At 45.5% G+C, this 17,551-nt stretch carries 17 protein-coding genes; 7 read left to right on the top strand and 10 right to left on the bottom strand.

Annotation, left to right across the window (positions count from 1 at the left end):
• The first annotated feature begins 25 nt into the window (after positions 1–25).
• Genes C3420_RS01690 through C3420_RS01680 form a run of 3 tightly spaced genes read left to right on the top strand, consistent with a single transcriptional unit; the run spans position 26 to position 2,479 of the window.
• Positions 26–565, top strand: coding sequence for a DUF924 family protein (locus tag C3420_RS01690; RefSeq protein ID WP_004813851.1), 540 nt, complete (start codon positions 26–28; stop codon positions 563–565).
• Between the two features lie 49 nt (positions 566–614).
• Entirely contained in the window at positions 615–1,169 is a 555-nt protein-coding gene (locus C3420_RS01685) for a CC0125/CC1285 family lipoprotein (RefSeq protein WP_048882150.1), read from the top strand.
• 8 nt (positions 1,170–1,177) lie between these two features.
• A complete protein-coding gene (locus C3420_RS01680) occupies positions 1,178–2,479 on the top strand; it encodes a DUF445 domain-containing protein (RefSeq protein ID WP_048882149.1) in 1,302 nt (433 codons plus the stop codon).
• Between the two features lie 298 nt (positions 2,480–2,777).
• On the opposite strand, the gene C3420_RS01675 is transcribed toward C3420_RS01680, so the two are convergent.
• A complete protein-coding gene (locus C3420_RS01675) occupies positions 2,778–3,065 on the bottom strand; it encodes a DUF2798 domain-containing protein (protein WP_048882148.1) in 288 nt (95 codons plus the stop codon).
• A 255-nt stretch (positions 3,066–3,320) separates the two neighbouring features.
• On the opposite strand from C3420_RS01675, the gene argS reads away from it, so the two are divergent.
• Both argS and C3420_RS01665 read left to right on the top strand, forming a co-directional pair.
• A complete protein-coding gene (gene argS, locus C3420_RS01670) occupies positions 3,321–5,111 on the top strand; it encodes an arginine--tRNA ligase (protein ID WP_048882247.1) in 1,791 nt (596 codons plus the stop codon).
• A gap of 333 nt (positions 5,112–5,444) precedes the next feature.
• Positions 5,445–6,059, top strand: a complete 615-nt coding sequence (locus tag C3420_RS01665; protein ID WP_076752853.1) for an SPOR domain-containing protein — start codon at positions 5,445–5,447, stop codon at positions 6,057–6,059.
• A 92-nt stretch (positions 6,060–6,151) separates the two neighbouring features.
• On the opposite strand, the gene asd is transcribed toward C3420_RS01665, so the two are convergent.
• The 5 genes from asd to C3420_RS01640 form a co-directional block, all read right to left on the bottom strand.
• A complete protein-coding gene (gene asd, locus C3420_RS01660; protein ID WP_004813864.1) occupies positions 6,152–7,003 on the bottom strand; it encodes an archaetidylserine decarboxylase in 852 nt (283 codons plus the stop codon).
• Positions 7,000–7,848 (bottom strand): sulfurtransferase, encoded by an 849-nt coding sequence (locus tag C3420_RS01655; RefSeq protein WP_103799778.1) that lies wholly within the window; start codon positions 7,846–7,848, stop codon positions 7,000–7,002. Before C3420_RS01655 ends, asd begins: the two co-directional genes overlap by 4 nt.
• Before the next feature lie 163 nt (positions 7,849–8,011).
• Positions 8,012–9,223, bottom strand: coding sequence for a nicotinate phosphoribosyltransferase (gene pncB, locus C3420_RS01650; RefSeq protein WP_103799779.1), 1,212 nt, complete (start codon positions 9,221–9,223; stop codon positions 8,012–8,014).
• A gap of 118 nt (positions 9,224–9,341) precedes the next feature.
• Positions 9,342–9,872 carry an ankyrin repeat domain-containing protein gene (locus C3420_RS01645; protein WP_103799780.1) on the bottom strand — a complete coding sequence of 177 codons (531 nt, stop codon included), beginning with the start codon at positions 9,870–9,872 and terminating at the stop codon, positions 9,342–9,344.
• 185 nt (positions 9,873–10,057) lie between these two features.
• Positions 10,058–11,572 (bottom strand): catalase, encoded by a 1,515-nt coding sequence (locus C3420_RS01640; protein WP_103799781.1) that lies wholly within the window; start codon positions 11,570–11,572, stop codon positions 10,058–10,060.
• A 222-nt stretch (positions 11,573–11,794) separates the two neighbouring features.
• Here C3420_RS01640 and dtd point away from each other — a divergent pair, with 222 nt between their 5' ends.
• Entirely contained in the window at positions 11,795–12,235 is a 441-nt protein-coding gene (gene dtd / locus C3420_RS01635) for a D-aminoacyl-tRNA deacylase (protein WP_103799782.1), read from the top strand.
• A gap of 317 nt (positions 12,236–12,552) precedes the next feature.
• Here the strand turns inward: dtd and C3420_RS01630 are convergent, their stop codons facing one another.
• From C3420_RS01630 to serB, 3 genes are all read right to left on the bottom strand, one after another.
• Positions 12,553–13,032: a hypothetical protein gene (locus C3420_RS01630; RefSeq protein ID WP_004813874.1), complete on the bottom strand. Its 480-nt coding sequence runs from the start codon at positions 13,030–13,032 to the stop codon at positions 12,553–12,555.
• Between the two features lie 143 nt (positions 13,033–13,175).
• Positions 13,176–13,511, bottom strand: coding sequence for a ciprofloxacin tolerance protein AciT (gene aciT, locus C3420_RS01625; protein WP_103799783.1), 336 nt, complete (start codon positions 13,509–13,511; stop codon positions 13,176–13,178).
• Positions 13,512–13,922: 411 nt separating this feature from the next.
• Positions 13,923–15,149: a phosphoserine phosphatase SerB gene (gene serB, locus C3420_RS01615; RefSeq protein WP_076752847.1), complete on the bottom strand. Its 1,227-nt coding sequence runs from the start codon at positions 15,147–15,149 to the stop codon at positions 13,923–13,925.
• A gap of 77 nt (positions 15,150–15,226) precedes the next feature.
• On the opposite strand from serB, the gene C3420_RS01610 reads away from it, so the two are divergent.
• On the top strand, positions 15,227–16,480 hold the full coding sequence (locus C3420_RS01610; RefSeq protein ID WP_103799785.1) for a hypothetical protein: 1,254 nt from the start codon (positions 15,227–15,229) through the stop codon (positions 16,478–16,480).
• Positions 16,481–16,546: 66 nt separating this feature from the next.
• Here C3420_RS01610 and C3420_RS01605 read toward each other — a convergent pair whose 3' ends face one another.
• Positions 16,547–17,500, bottom strand: coding sequence for a bile acid:sodium symporter family protein (locus C3420_RS01605; protein ID WP_103799786.1), 954 nt, complete (start codon positions 17,498–17,500; stop codon positions 16,547–16,549).
• Positions 17,501–17,551: the final 51 nt, after the last annotated feature.

Here is a 17,551-nt window from a genome sequence, read left to right as displayed (position 1 = left end):
TAAATGCTAACGAATTGTAAACCTTATGAATTATCAAGATATTTTGGACTTCTGGTTTAGTGCCGAAACCCAGCCGAACTGGTTTGCCAAAAGCGACCATTTCGACCAAAGTTTGACTGAGCAATTTTCAGAAATTCTGGAACAGGCAAGTCAGGCTGAATTATGGTCCTGGCGTAAAACTGCTGAAGGCCGTCTGGCAGAAATCATTGTTCTGGACCAGTTTTCTCGCAATATTTTTCGGGGTACTGCACGTGCTTTTGCCCAGGATAGCCTGGCTCTAGCTCTGGCACAGGAAGCCATTAGTCTGGATCTGGACAAGCAGCTCAGTCCGGAACAGCGGGCTTTTTTATATATGCCGTTCATGCACAGTGAATCCAGACTGATTCATGAATATGCCTTCAAACTATTTCAACGCCTCGGTAATCCGTCTAATCTCGAATATGAAATCAAGCATAAAATCATTATCGAACGCTTTGGACGCTACCCACATCGCAACCAGATTCTGGGCCGTGAATCTACCGAGGAAGAATTAAGTTTCCTGACCCAGCCGGATAGCAGTTTTTAGGTATTTTCAGGTACTGCTGTCGCTGGATCACCCCATCAGGAGAACGAAGATGAAGAAGACCATCATCGCCTTAGCATTTGCAAGCACTGCCCTGCTTTCAGGCTGTGCAACGACCCCTTCCAAACCACTGACCTTTGATCAGCTCGGCCAGTACAGTACTACACCTCTCAATGCCCAGACTTACCGGATCAGTTTCAAGGCGCGTCCAAACATGAGCTTTGGGACAGCTGAAGAAATTACCTTAGTTAAGGCGGCCCAGACGACTATACAGAATGGTTTCCAGTTCTTTCGGGTGCTGGATGATCCAAGCAACCGTACCCAACGACCTCCGCGTGAAGCAATCGTCTATCCCACACCCATGCCATATCCCTATGGCTATTATCGTCGGCATCCATTTTATTGGCCTGATCCTTTCTATGACATGCCATATCGTGTCACTTTAGAGCCAGCACAGATTGCCTATACGATTGAATGCTTTAAACAGGGACAGGCACCCAAAGATGCCTTCGATGCTCGCTTGATTCTACAATCGCTCGGCGCTAAATATGGTCTGAGCCCAACAGGTGAGATACTGCAGCCACAGCCCGTGACTATGACTAAATAGGAGTCTTTATGCAGACAGAGACCAGTTCACCGAGCCTGCAACGCAGTAAACGTTTTGCCACCATTGCCTTAATTGTGGCTGTCGTCACCTGGCTGGCACTGATGGTCACTGCCAAATTAATGCCAGAATATGTATGGTTGATCCATATCCTGATGCTGTCTGCAGAAGCGGGTGTGGTAGGTGGAATGGCAGACTGGTACGCAATTACCGTTCTGTTCCGCAATCCTTTTGGCAAGTTGCCCATTCCTAGGTTTCTGCGTGACCACACCGAGATCATTCCACGCAATAAGGCCCGTATTGCCGAGTCGATGGGTCGCTTTGTGCAGGAAAACTTCCTGTCTCCCCAGATTGTGGAGCGTAGTCTGGCCAGTACCGACCTGAGCCTGGCAGCAGGCCGCTGGCTGGCAAATCCGGAGAATAACCGTCAGGTGACTCAGGTCATCCAGCAGACTGCTCCACGGATCTTTGAATTTGTCGGTCAGGAACAGATTTCCGGCTTTATTCAGAGCAATAGTGTGCAATGGGTGAAAAGCACCCAGATCAATCATCTGGCCAGTGAGATGCTACGTGCCGTGCTGGAAAATGACTTCCATCAGGACGTATTGCAACGTGGTCTCGATCTGGTACATGCCTGGATGACGTCACATCCGGAGCAGACCCGTGAACTGACCCGTACCCTGTTTAAGGAAATGGGGGTGTGGAAATTGGCAAAGGGTGCCAGCTGGATCGGGATTGACGTGCAACAGCGCAGTATCGACTCGGTAATTCAGCGCGTCGAAGCCATGCTGGCAGATCCGGATCATCCTTGGCGCTTAAAGATTGAAGAGTCTGCCCATCAGCTGATGCTGCAACTGGCTGACAATGATAGCGATGCCAGTCAACGTCTAAATTCTGCCAAAGATGCCCTGCTGGACAGCCCACAGGTACTGAACTTCATTAGTGGTGCCGTGGTGATTCTCTGTGATGCGATCAAGGCAGATCTGGAAAAAGCAGATTCCGGTATTGCAGAGAATCTACGTATTGCCATTCAGCAAGTGGGTGAAAATATCATTTCCAACAGTTCAGTCCGTGAATTACTGAATAACCGTATGAGTAATATGGCAGTTGACTTAAGTGATCAATACAGCGAGAAAGTCATCCGTTTTATCAGTGAACGGATTCATGAATGGGATTCACGTGAAATGATTGACAAGATTGAAAATGAGGTCGGTGGCGATCTGCATATGATCCGGGTCAACGGTGTGGTGGTCGGGGCCTTTATCGGCCTGGTATTGGGGATTATCCGGGCCATTGTCGAATATGTGCTTTGATTCTTAGCTTATGCTCAAATCTCAGGGATTGAGCTATCGTCCAAGTTTCTATTTGCCAGATAAGAACCGTAGGAAACCTTAAGCGTGTTTTAAGCAGTACAAGGTCATGTGTAGTTCCTGCTAGAACAATCTTGGTAATCCTTTTGTCCTGCTTAATCTCAAAAAGCTGGAGATCTTCCGGCTTGCTCTAGTGCAAGCCAGAGTCCTGAAAATTGATCATTCGGGCCAGCTGTATACTTTTCAAAATCGGCAGGTAAATCAACTCAATCAACGCGTGAGTTGTATGCAATCAATAAATCTACTTCGGTAGTTGTGAGCCACTCATATCCACCAATAAGCCAGTGAGCTTACGCACGAATGGCAACAATAGCAGCACGATCGGAAAAGCGAACGCCCAGGAAATCATCCAGTTGTGCAGCCATAATGAAATAAAACCTTCAATCCAGCCCAAAGTACGCAGCATATTAATGAAAGAAATAATACCGCTCATCAGGCAGGACAGGATGAAAGGGATAATTATCAGTGCCCATTTAGCGGGAAGTCTAGGAATATTGCCAAAGATAACCGGGCGTTGTTGCGAATCCACTGCAAGCTCTTTTTGTTATTTCAGTCTGGTTAATATAGGCTATTTTTAGTGATTAAGAATTCATTTTTATAGCAAATTTTGCAACTTACTTATTACGATATTCTTTATGTGATATACGAACGAATAAATGACAATTCTGTATAAATCTTCCAGCTACCGATCGTATATTTTTTATTCCCCATAAATGGTTTTACCTAAAGAGTCGGAAATTTGCTATATTTGCTGTTTTTCTGCGATATCTATTTTCGACTGATTATGAATACGGCAATCCAAGCAGCTCTCGATCATGCAGTGCAAACCTTACAGGCACAAAACGTACTCCCATCTGACTGGAACAATACAAGTAATTTGACGCGTACCAAAGACCGTAGCCACGGTGACTTTGCATCAAATATTGCCATGATCGCGTCTAAAGCTGCGGGTATGAAGCCGCGTGATTTAGCAGAAAAAATCCTTGCTGCCTTGCCAGAAGTTGCAGATATCAGCAAAGCCGAGATTGCAGGCCCGGGTTTCATTAACTTCTTCCTGAATGCTGATCAGCGTTTCGCAGTTCTGGACCAGATCCAGGCGCAACAAGCGACTTATGGTCGTACCCAGGCCAATGCGGAAAAACGCATCCAGGTAGAATTCGTTTCTGCGAATCCAACCTCTAGCCTGCATGTGGGTCATGGCCGTGGTGCTGCATATGGTATGACCGTAGCGAACCTGTTAGAGGCAACAGGTGCGAAAGTTGACCGGGAATATTATGTGAATGATGCTGGTCGTCAAATGGATATTCTGGCGACTTCAACTTATTTACGTTATCTGGAATTAACTGGCCAAGAACTGGTATTCCCGAAAAATGCCTATCAAGGCGACTATGTTAAAGAGATCGCACAAAGTATTATCGACCAGGATGGCGATGCCTATGTACGCCCGGTGGCAGATGTCTACAAAGATGTACCTGAAGATGTGCAATATGCGGCAGAACCGGATGCTGAAGGCAATAAAGTCATACTTTCAGGCGATAAAGAAAAACATATCGATGGCTTGATCTTCAATTCTCAAAGCTTAATTGGCGAAGGTTACCGCGTGTTCCATCAAGCAGCGCTTAAAGCGATTCTTGATGACATTAAAGATGACCTTGGTGAATTTGGCGTAACTTTCAACCAGTGGTTCAGCGAAGCATCTTTGACAGAAAAAATTGAAGAAGCATTACAAACGCTGGATCAACGTGGTTTCTTATACGAAAAAGATGGCAATATCTGGTTCAAATCAACTGAATTTGGTGATGAAAAAGACCGTGTGGTCAAACGCCGTAATGGTCAAACGACTTATTTCGCATCAGACATTGCGTACCACTTAAATAAACTCCAACGTGGCTATACCGATATCATTGATATCTGGGGTTCAGACCACCACGGTTATATCGCACGTGTAAAAGCTGCAATTGATGCACTGGGTTATGATTCGAAGAAACTGACTGTGCTGTTAGTGCAGTTCGTCAGCTTATGGCGTGGTGGTGAGATGGTGCAAATGTCATCTCGTTCAGGTCAGTTCGTGACTTTACGCGACCTGCGTAAAGAAGTAGGTAATGATGCAGCACGTTTCTACTATGTGATGCGTAAGTCTGAGCAGCACATTGACTTTGACCTTGACCTTGCAGTGTCACAAAGCAAGGACAACGCTGTGTACTATATCCAGTATGCCCATGCACGTATCTGCCGTATGTTAGAAAAGGCGGTTGCGACTGGCGTAAACTTTGATGCTGTGACTGCACGTGGTCTGGCCGCTAAGCTCGAGCTGGATGCTGAAACTGAAATCTTGGCAAAACTGGCAGCCTACCCTGAGATTGTGTTTCGTGCTGCAAACAGCTATGAACCGCACCAGGTGGGTAATTATCTGAAAGAATTGGCTGCATTGTTCCATGGTTGGTACAATGAGAACAAAGTACTCGGTGATGATGCTGAACTGACTCAAGCTCGTCTGCTGTTGTCTGTAAATGTACGTCAAGTGCTACGCAATGGTCTGGAACTTCTTGGCGTATCAGCTCCTGAATCAATGTAAAGCACTGCTTTTACATTGATGCAAGAAGGTAAATAGTCAAAGCACTGCTTTGCATACTCGCAAGACGAGAGCTAGACTCGAAGTGGAAATGTAAAGCATTACTTTTCTATTTGACGAGAGACGAAGAACTTTGTTCAGAGTAAGCATGCAAGCAGACAGCCAAAACTATGAACTAGATGTCCAATTTGACATCTAGTTCATAAAAATATCCTGTGGAGTGGGTGATTTGTATAATGACATTTGTATTACGATCACATACGATGCAGAGAGTAAGGCATAACACCGGTTATGCCTTTTTCTGTCTGGTAAAATAAATACAAGAGGAAATCCCCAGTGTTTGGAAAAACGCAACGCGGTGTATCTGAACGTCCGAACAAGCCAAAGAAGCCATTGATTCCTGCATGGCTAGGCACACTCGTGATCATTTTAATCGTGTTAAGTTTTCTGGTGGCGCTCATGCTGTGGAAGCCATGGGAACCTGTAAAACCAAACAATGATCAGATCACTTCTCAGCATTATGAAGAGGAAGACACCAACAAGGATTATCGCTTCTATGACCTGTTGCCGAAACAGCAGGTTACTCCAATTCCTGAGCAGGCTGTGCCTGAAACCAATAAACAGGATGCTGTGGTCATTGTAGAAGCTCCTCGAACTGAGGAAGCTGCACCTGAAACTGTGAATGAGCCGGGACTGGTAACTGAAGAACCTGCTGCACCAGTAGCGACCTATATTCTACAAGTACGCAGTTTTGATGATCCGGATCAGGCAGATGCACGCCGTGCCGAGATTATCCTGAATGGCCTATCTGCGGATGTGGTCAGAAGTGTTGAAAATGGCAAGGTCTGGTATCGTGTGGTTTCCGGTCCCTATGATTCTGTAGAAGCGGCAGTGATTGCGCAACAGACTTTGCAGCATAGTGGTATCGATTCGATTGTTGTGAAGCAATAAATAAATTCCAGATCTAAAAAAAGCGCCTGATGGCGCTTTTTTTTGTACCTTTTAATTCCTCCCTTTTCAAAGGAAGGTCAGGAGGAATTTTCTTAAACGGTATGCCCTAAAGCTTCACCCATCAACACTGTTGAATTGGCTTTAAACTTCTCATCCCATTGCATCTTGTTTTCTTCAAACAGAATGACAGCCGTTGAGCCCAGGTAGAAACGGCCAAGTTCTGCACCTTTTTCCAGGAACAGATTATGCTGGTTCAATTCAATCCGGCCTGAAGGTTTTACTTTACCCGTCGCCACGGTTTCAATACCGGCTACAATCATGGCCCCAACAAGCACCACTGCCATACGACCAAGCTCAGTATCAAACAGGCACACCATGCGCTCATTACGTGCAAACAGACCTGGAATATTTTCTGCTGTCGTCTGATTGACCGAGAACAGTTCACCCGGTACATACAGGGTTTCTGTCAGTGTGCCAGCAAATGGCATATGCACACGGTGATAGTCACGTGGTGACAGATATACTGTGGCAAATTCACCGTTTTTGAATGGCTGCGCCAGTTGTGGATCGGCAATCAGATTTTCAACTGTAAACTTTTGGCCTTTGGCCTGGAACACATCACCATTTTCAATCTTGCCGAGCTGGGAAATGGCACCATCGGCAGGAGAAACAATACTGCCCTGGTCAGCGTCAACCGCACGCACTCCGGTTCTTAGACCGCGGGTAAAGAAATCATTAAATGACTTGAACTTCAAGGCATTGGTCTGCTCCGCAATCGACATATCGATGCCGTATTTGGCTTTAAAAGCAGAAATCACCGCAGTTTTTACAACCGGATTTTCACTGGCTGCAATTTTACCTACCACACGAGACAGACGATGCTGTGGCACCACTTTCTGAGCCTGGATAAATAATTGTTGTTTTAAACGCGATGTGATGCTCAAGATGGCAACTCCCCTGTAGCGATTGGACTATCGAGGCGGTTGCCCCATTCACTCCACGCACCGTCATAAGCCTGGATTTTCCAGCCGAGCAAACGTCCTAAGATATAGGCCAGCCCGGAGCGGTGATGTGACTGACAGTACACCACCACAGGCTGCTTAAGATTAAAACCCAGTTGTTCCAGGCGCTGTTGTGTGCGCTGCAAAGGGTGTAATTTTAAATGATTTTCACGGTTAAGGGCAGTACTCCACTCAAAATGACGTGCTCCCGGAATGTGACCGCCGCGTCGCGCTGTCAGACGCAGGCCGGTATATTCATCTTCAGTACGGCAATCCCAGAGCTGGATCTGCCCTTGATCGACCTGCTGACGTAGGGCTTCATAGTCAATCCGTACTACATTTTCCTGATTCAGGTTGATTTGCACCAGTTGTTCGACTGGCTCCAGCTTCACCGGATCAGAGGAAGTCGGCAGCCCAGCCGCTAACCAGGCATGAATACCGCCATTGAGTAAGCTGGTGTTCTCAAATCCTAAACAATGTAAGTTCCATAACAGACGCCCTGCCCAAGCCCCACCTTCATCATCATAAGCCACGACATGATGCTCAGGAGAAATATTCAGATAACGAACCAGTGCCTCCAGGCCTTCTTGATCCGGTAATAAACCCAAAGCTTGCTCTTCCTGACGAACCAGCATTTTTGGCTGTAAATGGAGTGCATGCGGAATATGCAACTGTTCATAAACAGAGGCACGGCTCAGGTCAACAATACGGAGTTTTTCATTGCCCAGATGCGGCACCAAGTCTTCTGTTTCTATCAGCAGACCCAAATTAAAAGCTGAAGCTGTCATCGTTATCATAGGTATTCTGGTTCAAATCAGTCTGATCTTAGCACAGCTCATTTTTACAATTATGCAGTTTTTATTGGGTTATTTATCACAATTTATGCTAAAGACCCTGACACACAGGACATTGCATAAAAAACCGCCTCAGGTTGAAGACGGCTGATTGAGATTACTTTTCAGCGACTTCGCTGATGTCAAATACCTGACGCAGATACGCAAGGAAGGTATCATTGTCGGTCATGGTTTTTCCTGGACTGTCGGAAATTTTTGCGACTGACTGACGGTTACATTCCACCAGTTTCAGCACGATATTCAGCGGTGTCTGCCCCATGTCATTGGTCAAATTCGTTCCGATCCCGAAGCTGACCTGGAAGCGATCTTTGAAGTACTGATGCAGTTTCCAGGCTTTTTCCAGATTCAGTCCATCACTGAAAGTCAGCATCTTGGTCTTGCTGTCTATTTTCAGCTTTTTATAATGTGCGTAAGCCTTATCCCCCCATTCATAAGGGTCGCCACTGTCATGACGTAAGCCATCAAACAGTTTGGCAAAGTACAGGTCGAAATCACGTAAGAAGGCATCCATCCCGACCACATCAGTCAGGGCAATTCCCAGATCACCACGATATTCCTGCACCCAGGTTTCAAGTGCTGCTTTCTGGAAATCACGCAGGCGTACATCCAGTGCCTGGAAAGCTTGCAGGAATTCATGTGCCATCGTACCAATTGGCGTAATACCCAATTCTTTGGCTAATAGTACATTACTGGTTCCACGGAAGACTTGTGGCGCTGCCTTATTAAATTCTTCCACCACATGCTTTTGCCACTCGAAGCTGTAACGGCGGCGGGTACCAAAATCAGATACCAGAAATGGCGGATCATTTGAATCCTGCGAAGCATCGTACTGTTTTAGCAGTTCCATTTTGGCCTGCAGCCGACGTTCACCTTCTATCAGCACTTCTGGAGTACGGATCCGGCTGAAATACAGTTCGTTGACAATCGCTAGGACAAAGATTTCAAACATCATGGCCTGAACCATTGGGCCTTCAACGGTAATGTCTAAACGACCTTCACTGTCGATGGTCGCCTTGATAAAGCGGCGTTTGAGCTGAAACAGCTCCAGATAATCCACAAAATCACTTTTGATAAAACGCAAGCTGCGTAAATACTGCAGTTCATCTTCTTTAAATTTCAGCTGGCACAGCAGATCAAGCTGATGGTTCAGATCATCCAGGATATCCGTGAGTGGATAAACCGTATCTTCAAGATTACGGCAACGGAAATGATAAAGACTGTGCGTTTGCGGAAACTTGTGTAATACCACTTGTAACATGGTGAATTTGTACAAGTCAGTATCAAGCAGGGATTGGATGATTGGCGCCATAACTTAGGAAATATCGCTGTGCTTATCTTTGCATTAAAGCATAAAAAGCCCTGCAATATTGCAGCAATTACATACAGCCAGGAGAAATATAGACCAAAGTACTGCTATAAATAACAGCCTATTTGTCTGCTTTTACTTTAGATTTTTCTGCTTCCTGGATGATTTTTTGTAGCTGTTTTTCCTGGCCAATCACTTTAGCAAATTCAGCCGTGGTTTTTTGTCCGGCCTTTTTGGCTTGGGCATCACAATCCACCTGACGCAGCTGTTTGGCAATGGCAAATTCCATTTTGAACAAGGCCCCCATTAAAGCGGTATTGCCGCGGTTGTCTCGGGCACAGCGGTCTGCACCATGTTTCAACAAGGTTGTAACAATAGTCTGGTGACCATAATAGGTCGCCATCATCAGCGGGGTATAACCGTCTTTATTGCGCACATCGACCGGAAAGCCATGTTTTAAAAATTCGTTGATGACTTCGCTATTGCCAATTTTGGCAGCAGCGAAGAAGAGGTCGACCAATTCCTGTTGTGAAGTCATCTGAACGCTTGCCACAGTTTTTGCAGGGGAGACATTCTTCACTTCAGCAGCAGTTGCAAATGCGCAACTGAAGGCAAGAATACTGGCTAAAAATGCTTTTGGCATAACTTTCATGATGAACTCCAACAGAAATCGAAAAGAAAATTTCAGTCACTCAGGATTCAATTCACCTGAGATGAGATAGAAACGGAGTGCCTGTAAAACTCCCCCTAGGGTGCAGGAAAGGTTTGGAGTTTTACAGGACTTTTCGGAGGTGATGCGCTATACCCTAGTCACCAGTTCCTCAAGACCAATCGAGATTAGTCTTTTAATTTTGCAGCTTTGGCTTTAACCGTCGCCAGGTTACCGTTGACTGCTTTGGTCATACGGGTACCGTAGTCTGCATCTGCCTTGTAGAAATAAGACAACATGATGTGCTTGGTTTCTGAATCTTTCACTGCACCTAAGTCAGCAGCCAGGTTCATGATCAGGTCATCTTTCTCTTTAGCTGTGTATGAGCGGTAAAGTTCACCAGCCTGCTTGAAGTTCTGTTCTTTGGCACCGATCTGTTGAACTGTGCCAGTAAGTGGAGTTTGAACCGCACGTGCTTTTTCAGTTGCAGCTTTTGGCTCTTTACGGCTTGGCTCATAGTTCACATCTGAGTCACGCTCAGATACATTCATATAGCCATCCTGGTTATTGTTGTTCACATTCACCACGGGACGGTTGACTGGAATTTGCTGGTGGTTGGCGCCTAAACGGTACATTTGGGTATCTGAGTAAGAGAAGATACGGCCTTGCAGCAGACGGTCTTCTGATGGCTCGATCCCTGGTACCAGGTTACCTGGCGCAAATGCCGACTGTTCAGTCTCGTTGAAGAAGTTCTTCGGCATACGGTTCAGGGTCAAAGTACCGACTTTGGTTTCTGGAACCAGCTCAGTTGGCCAGATTTTAGTTGGATCTAGCGGATCGAAATCAAACTTGCCCAGATCTTTAGGATCAAGCACCTGAATATACAGATCCCATTTCGGGAAGTTACCTGCATAGATGTTGTTATAAAGATCATTGGTCAAATGGTTGAAATCTTTACCTTGCTGCTCAGCCGCTTCTTTCACGTTCAAACCCTTCACGCCTTGTTTAGAGCGGAAGTTGAATTTCACGTACTTGTATTCGCCTTTGTCGTTATACAGTTTGTAGGCATGTACACCGAAACCGTCCTGTTCGCGGTAGCTGGTTGGGACACCTTGCTTGCCATAAACATAAGTCAGCATGTTGGTTGCCCAAGGCTGGCTAGACAGGAAGTCAAATACACGGTTGGCATCTTGTACGTTGGTGACCGGGCTTGGTTTCATCGCATGGATGAAATCCGGGAATTTGATCGCATCACGGATAAAGAAGACTGGCGTCTGGTTACCGACTAAGTCCCAGTTACCTTCCTGGGTATAGAATTTGATGGCGAAACCATGAGGGTCACGTAGGGTTTCTGGTGAACTTTTACCATGAATGACGGTAGAGAAGCGTAAGAAAACTGGAGTTTTAGTACCGGCTTTGAACAATGAAGCAAGGGTCAGATCAGATAGGTCTTTGGTTGCAACGAATTCACCATAGGCACCCGTACCACGCGCATGTACCACACGCTCAGGAATACGCTCACGACCAAAACGTTGTAATTTTTGAACTAATTGTACATCTTGAAGTAAAACGGAACCATTTGGACCAGCAGTGATCGAGTTCTGGTTATCCCCCACTGGCGCGCCGTTATCTTTAGTTAATGGGGCAGCTTGTGCGGCTGTGACAGTTGCAAGCATTGCAACCAGTAATGAACGCTTAAACATTTCTAAATCTCTCAATTTATTACCTTTCCTGCATGGGCTAAGATACTCGAGAGTAAAAAATAGATAAAACAGATAATTTTTATAAATTCAATCGTGTTTTTAGATTATTTAAAATATTATCAAATATAGTCAATAGATTAGAATACATTTTAAGCAGAGCTAATCTACAGACTTGCTGCGGTTCTTGTACAATGCACATAATTTTCAGTTTTTGAGTCAAATATGCGCGCATTATTACAGCGAGTGCTAGAAGCCAAAGTCGTTGTTGAGGGTGAAACAACCGGAGAAATTCAGCACGGTATCTTGGTCTTTTTAGGGATTGGTAAGGAAGATACCCTAGAAAAAGGCCAGAAGCTGATTGATAAAATCCTGAAATACCGTTTCTTTGATGATGAACAGGGAAAAATGGGCTGGAATGTCAGTCAGGCCGGCGGCGGTATTTTACTGGTGTCGCAGTTTACCCTGATGGCCCAGACCCAGAAAGGTTTACGCCCTGACTTCGGTCCGGCCATGCCACCGGCTGAAGCAAAAGATTTGTATGAACAGCTGGTTGAATATGCACAAAGCCAGTTTGATCATGTACAAACTGGTATTTTTGCCGCCGACATGAAAGTGCATCTGGTCAATGATGGACCGGTGACGTTTAATTTAGAAATTGAATAATAAGTTCTCTGATCTTTATTTCTCGAAAGTTTTTCTTTATAAACTATTTTAGATCAATCCTTATTATTTTAGTTTTGCCCAAATGAGAAGTGAAGCTTCGCAAGGGAGGCATCTTGCGGAGCAATGCTCCTCACCGCAGAACTCGTCAGATCTTATCAATGAATATATATCTCGCAGAAACAATCTTTCTTAAATCTAGTCTTGCCTGAAACAGTTGCTGATGACGTTTCACGTGTCCAATAGTTTCTAAGTTCGAAAAAAATGCTAACCAATTATTTAATTGACTAGCATTCCAGATCTTTTAAAAAATTTAAATCTTATTTACCCGTTTTCTCTTTGATGAACTGACGTACCAGCTTCACCTTTTCTTTGACTGGTTTTGGCAATTTTGGTGGAAGCATCTTCGCCACCTGGTTAAACCAGACCAACAAACCGAAGTCACCTTCCATTTTGATAGTGCCATTTTGCATGCCGGTCATAAATGCGGTTGGGTCACCTTTCATCAAAGTTTTAACACCCTGCTCGCTGTCTGCAAACTGCAATACAAAATCTGCCGGCTCAGCATTACCTGATACAGTATCAATATCACCGTTATTGACAATAATCTGGCGCGCCAAACCTTCATCTGTACCGATCTGAATACGGAACTGACGCTCATGGACCAATTCAATAAATTTTGGACTGGTACGTGCCAACTGCTTCATACGCAAAGCCAAGCCTGCAACCAGTAAATCAAGCGGGTCGGTACTGAGATCGACCAAAGGAAGTTTCAGGACAGGAATTGACGACAGTTTCATGAATTATGCCTATTGTAATTGTACGAAAATTGATAGCTATCCTAGCATAAATTACAAGGAGGTTAAGCATGCAGTTTGTAGATGATCGTTAACAAAAAATGCACCCGAAGGTGCATTTGTTTTTATTGTTTTTAATAGCGCAATTATCGGCTGGATAACTGCTGCTGGTCATCTTCATAAACAGGTGTATGTTCGATGCAGCGGCGCTTGGCCAGTGCGCGCTCGGCACGACGATCTTCACGTAGCAACAATAGAGTTACTATGACCATCACACTCGATAATGCCGCTAAATAACCATAGGTCATTGGCAGTTCAAATAGTGTCTGTGTTCCCAGGCGAATGACTTCAATCAGTCCCCAAGTAAACATTCCAGCCACCATAAAACTTAACCAGCGACGATACGGCGAGAAGAACACAACAAGTACAGCAGTGGCTACCAGACTAAAGCCCACAATTGTTGCTAAATTCGCTGTTACCATAAAATCCCCTCCGTCCAACCCCAGATCATGCAAGCAATGCAGCGGTTCTCATGGTTGAATGTCGTAAAATCCACTTCGTGGAATATATTGATTTGTCTATCTATGCCAGCATTATGATGAGTTTTTTGACTAAAAAAAGTCCTTTATTTCTGTTCAACGACATATTCTGTCGCGATATTATTTTGTCATTACGTTTTTTATTTTTAGAGTTTTTCCGAAACATTTGCCCCATCGATGCTGGCGTGTCATTACAAAATAAACGCCGTTTTTCTGGACTGAAAAAATTATTTTTCCGTTTAAGATGATCGGTATATTTCCATACAGCTCCCTCTACTATTCTTCAGCGCGTGATCAATCAGCATAAAAAAACGCGGCCATTTGACCGCGTTTCCATCTTAAAAATCGCTAATCTCAGGCACGGCTGAGGTCTTTGTCATGCACACCAAGCAGGTACAGCACGCCATCCAGACCGACACTGGAAATCGCCTGATTGGCATTCTGACGGACCAGAGGCTTGGCACGGAATGCAACACCTAAACCGGCAATCGATAGCATTGGTAGGTCATTGGCACCATCACCCACGGCAATTGCCTGTTCCAGGGAAATACCCATCTCTTCAGCAATCGTCATTAACAGATGCGCCTTACGCGCACCATCAACAATATGACCTTTGACTTCACCTGTCACCATCCCATCCTCAACATCGAGGACATTGGCATGGACCTCATCAATGCCTAGCTTGGCTTGCAGATGCTCAGCAAAATACTGGAAGCCGCCAGAAAGAATTGCGGTGCGATAACCCAGTGCTTTCAAGGTAGAGATCAGACGTTCTGCACCTTCAGTAATGGTCAGACGTTCTGCGATCTTCGGCAGCACAGATGCATCCATGCCTTTTAGTAGTGCTACACGTGCACGGAAGCTTTGCTGGAAGTCTAACTCGCCCTGCATGGCACGTTCGGTGATTTCAGCCACCTGTGCACCGACACCTGCTTCAATTGCCAGCTCGTCAATCACTTCCTGCTCGATCAGGGTTGAATCCATATCAAAGCAGACCAGACGACGGTTACGGCGATAAACATTGTCTTCCTGAACTGCAACATCGACATTCAGTGCCGTAGACAGGCTGAGGCAGGCTGTACGCATCGCAGCTGCATCCAGCATCTGGCCTTTCAGGCTGAACTGTACACAGGCACGTTTTGGTCCAGCCTCCGTATCATCACCGTCCAGTACCGGACGACCGGAGAGTCGGGTTACAGTTTCAATATTAAAGCCTTGACTGGACACGATCTGGGTCACGGCTTGCAGGTGGGAAGCCTTTAATTCCGGGGCCAATGCGGTCACGATATAACGGGTCTGACCCCCTTCTTTGACCCATTGATTGTATTCTGTGACAGAGATCGGTTTAAAGCGCACTGTTAACCCGATATCATGTGCTAGAATCAGGATTTCCTTCATGGCTAATGCGGTAGCGGTCTGATCGTCCGAAGATACAACAATACCTAAGGTCAACTGGTTATGAATAACCGCTTGTCCAACATCCAGGATCTGTAAGGAATGAGCGGACAAAACCTGCATTAATCGTGTAAATTGATTAGGCTGGTCGGGTCCTAAGAATGATATAAGAATGATTTCTCGCATGAATTGACTCGGGTCTGAGCTACAACTATTGTTAGAATCATAATCGAATTTGAATAGAATTGCCTTGGAAGTTTACGTTGAATGCGCCTAGACAAGGGCTATTTGCTAGCCTACTGATTATAAGTTTTGCCCTTCATACCTTCTTACTGGTATTGGCAACCACTCACCAGCTGAATGAAAACCGTGCCAGCCAAGGTCAGCTCATGACCAGTCAACTGGTGACAGACAGCCTGGCTGAGCTGGATCCAGCCAATCGTGTTTCACTGGCTTTACTGGCAAATCGTTATTCCACTAACCCAAGTGTTGCCTCAATTCGCATCCTAGATGCAAATGCTCAGGTTTTAGCCACTGGTGGTCTGACGAAAACCCGAGATGGCGAGGTTTTTGTCCGCGAAGCATTACTTAACGAGAAAAAAGTCGGTTCAGTTGAGATTACTTTGATTGAGCCAAGTATCGGTGAAATTCTGCGTACCCAGTGGACAGCGATTTTATTCTCTTTCATTCTGCATAGTTTATTATGGTTAGCTTATCGCGCCATTGCCCGTCCAAGCCGCAGTGAATACCTGGCGCGCATCAATAATGAATCACGTCTGAAATTTGAAATTCAGACGCTGACTCAGGCACTGGAACAGGAAAAACACAATGCAGCTTTGGCAATTGCTCAGGCACAGCAAGCTGTGCAAAACAAGCCAAAGGAAAAAGACAACACGTCAGTCGTGGTCGAAAAAGATACCCTGTCGCTGAATATCCAGTTCTATGATCCCAAACAGCTGCTGGATTCGGTCAACAAAACTGTGTCTGTGCCTTATTTCAACCTGTGTCAGATCTTCCTAAATAAGGCCACTGAACTGTGCGTACAACATTATAAACTGAACAGTTCGGATGTCTGGACGGTACACAAGTTTGATGAAAAAGGTGCAACACTGAGTATTGCCGCAGACAAGCCCAATGCCCTCGCCTGCCTCACCCTGATCAGCTATGTCTTCCAGTTACTTTCTGAAGTGCTGTACAAACGCTACCGTGAAGATAAACGTTTTGTCTTGCAGACACGTAGCGCGATTGCTTCGAAAGTGGATGAAATGCAGCTGAATTCAGCTCAAGCGGCTGAACGTCTGGCACAGCAACTGATAGCGCGTGAAGGTGCGGTACATGTCCCGAACTTCTTACTTAAATCCATTTCTGATCACTATGAACTGGTCAGCATGCCAAATCCAACCAATGTCCTGACCCGTCATGCTTTCGTGATGAATGGGATGGATGCCGAGATGGCAGAACTGGCGCAAAGCTTCCGAACCGATATCCTGAAATCGAAACAATCTAAAGCCTCCTAATAAATTTTGAAGGTAAAAAGCCCGATCTTAGCATCGGGCTTTTTTTATTCCTTGTTTCTGCTGGCATCAGTTCTGCTGATCAGTCTCAGCGGGTTTTCTGGCTGCCCAATAAGTGGCCAAGGCTGGTCCAGAAATATTGTGCCATAAGCTAAAAATGGCACTCGGTACGGCTGTGATGGGAGATGCAGCAAAATGGGTTGCAGCCAAAGCCACACCTAGCCCTGAGTTCTGCATGCCCACTTCAATCGACACCGCACGGCAGTCAATTTCAGCCAGTTTGAAGATTCTGCTAGCCCAATAACCAAGCAAATAACCCAGGCCATTGTGTAAGGCAACAATGCCTAAAATCATTAGTCCGGATTCCAGAATCTGGGTTTTACTGCCAGCAATAATTGCGGCGACAATTGCGACAATCGCAATCACCGAGATCAGTGGCATTACCTGGATATAAGCATCAACTTTAGCCTTTAAAATGGCACGGATAATCAGGCCTAAAATAATCGGAAATAATACCACTTGCAGAATTGATACCAGCATTGACCAGGCATTGATCTCAATCCACTGACTGGCCAGCAGATAGAAAATAGTCGGCGTTAAAACAGGTGCTAGCAAAGTTGAAACCGAAGTACAGGCCACAGACAGGGCTGTATTGCCTTTGGCCATGTAGGTAATCACATTGGATGCCGTTCCACCCGGGCAGCAACCAACTAGGATTACCCCAATCGCAATTTCAGCCGGGAGCTGAAACAGCTGACATAGGAGAAAAGCCAGCCCTGGCATCACCATAAACTGGGCCACTACCCCAATTGCCACTGCTTTTGGACTCTGCAGCACACTTTTAAAATCGCCTACTGTCATGGTCATGCCCATACCCAACATGATCAGTCCCAACATCCAGGGAATATAGGCACGTAGCCAGACAAAAAGCTCCGGTAGCATCAGGGCAATGGCAGAAAACAGAATCACCCACAAAGCAAAGGTCTTTTGGACAAACTGGCTAAATTGAAGGAGTGCTGACATGGGGAAATCCGGGGGCATTTAAAAGGAAATCGAGGCATCGTTTGATGCCTC

Source organism: Acinetobacter sp. ACNIH3, from assembly GCF_002918965.1.
GTDB classification, from domain to species: domain Bacteria; phylum Pseudomonadota; class Gammaproteobacteria; order Pseudomonadales; family Moraxellaceae; genus Acinetobacter; species Acinetobacter schindleri.
This window is presented reverse-complemented; position numbering and strand designations above follow the sequence as displayed.

What these genes read in the sequence shown, in the direction of transcription:
- C3420_RS01690 (WP_004813851.1), top strand. Translation starts at nt 26, where the DNA reads ATGAATTATCAAGATATTTTGGACTTCTGGTTTAGTGCCGAAACCCAG.
- C3420_RS01685 (WP_048882150.1), top strand. Translation starts at nt 615, where the DNA reads ATGAAGAAGACCATCATCGCCTTAGCATTTGCAAGCACTGCCCTGCTT.
- C3420_RS01680 (WP_048882149.1), top strand. Translation starts at nt 1,178, where the DNA reads ATGCAGACAGAGACCAGTTCACCGAGCCTGCAACGCAGTAAACGTTTT.
- argS (WP_048882247.1), top strand. Translation starts at nt 3,321, where the DNA reads ATGAATACGGCAATCCAAGCAGCTCTCGATCATGCAGTGCAAACCTTA.
- C3420_RS01655 (WP_103799778.1), bottom strand. Translation starts at nt 7,848, where the DNA reads ATGACAGCTTCAGCTTTTAATTTGGGTCTGCTGATAGAAACAGAAGAC.
- pncB (WP_103799779.1), bottom strand. Translation starts at nt 9,223, where the DNA reads ATGGCGCCAATCATCCAATCCCTGCTTGATACTGACTTGTACAAATTC.
- C3420_RS01645 (WP_103799780.1), bottom strand. Translation starts at nt 9,872, where the DNA reads ATGAAAGTTATGCCAAAAGCATTTTTAGCCAGTATTCTTGCCTTCAGT.
- C3420_RS01640 (WP_103799781.1), bottom strand. Translation starts at nt 11,572, where the DNA reads ATGTTTAAGCGTTCATTACTGGTTGCAATGCTTGCAACTGTCACAGCC.
- dtd (WP_103799782.1), top strand. Translation starts at nt 11,795, where the DNA reads ATGCGCGCATTATTACAGCGAGTGCTAGAAGCCAAAGTCGTTGTTGAG.
- C3420_RS01630 (WP_004813874.1), bottom strand. Translation starts at nt 13,032, where the DNA reads ATGAAACTGTCGTCAATTCCTGTCCTGAAACTTCCTTTGGTCGATCTC.
- aciT (WP_103799783.1), bottom strand. Translation starts at nt 13,511, where the DNA reads ATGGTAACAGCGAATTTAGCAACAATTGTGGGCTTTAGTCTGGTAGCC.
- serB (WP_076752847.1), bottom strand. Translation starts at nt 15,149, where the DNA reads ATGCGAGAAATCATTCTTATATCATTCTTAGGACCCGACCAGCCTAAT.
- C3420_RS01605 (WP_103799786.1), bottom strand. Translation starts at nt 17,500, where the DNA reads ATGTCAGCACTCCTTCAATTTAGCCAGTTTGTCCAAAAGACCTTTGCT.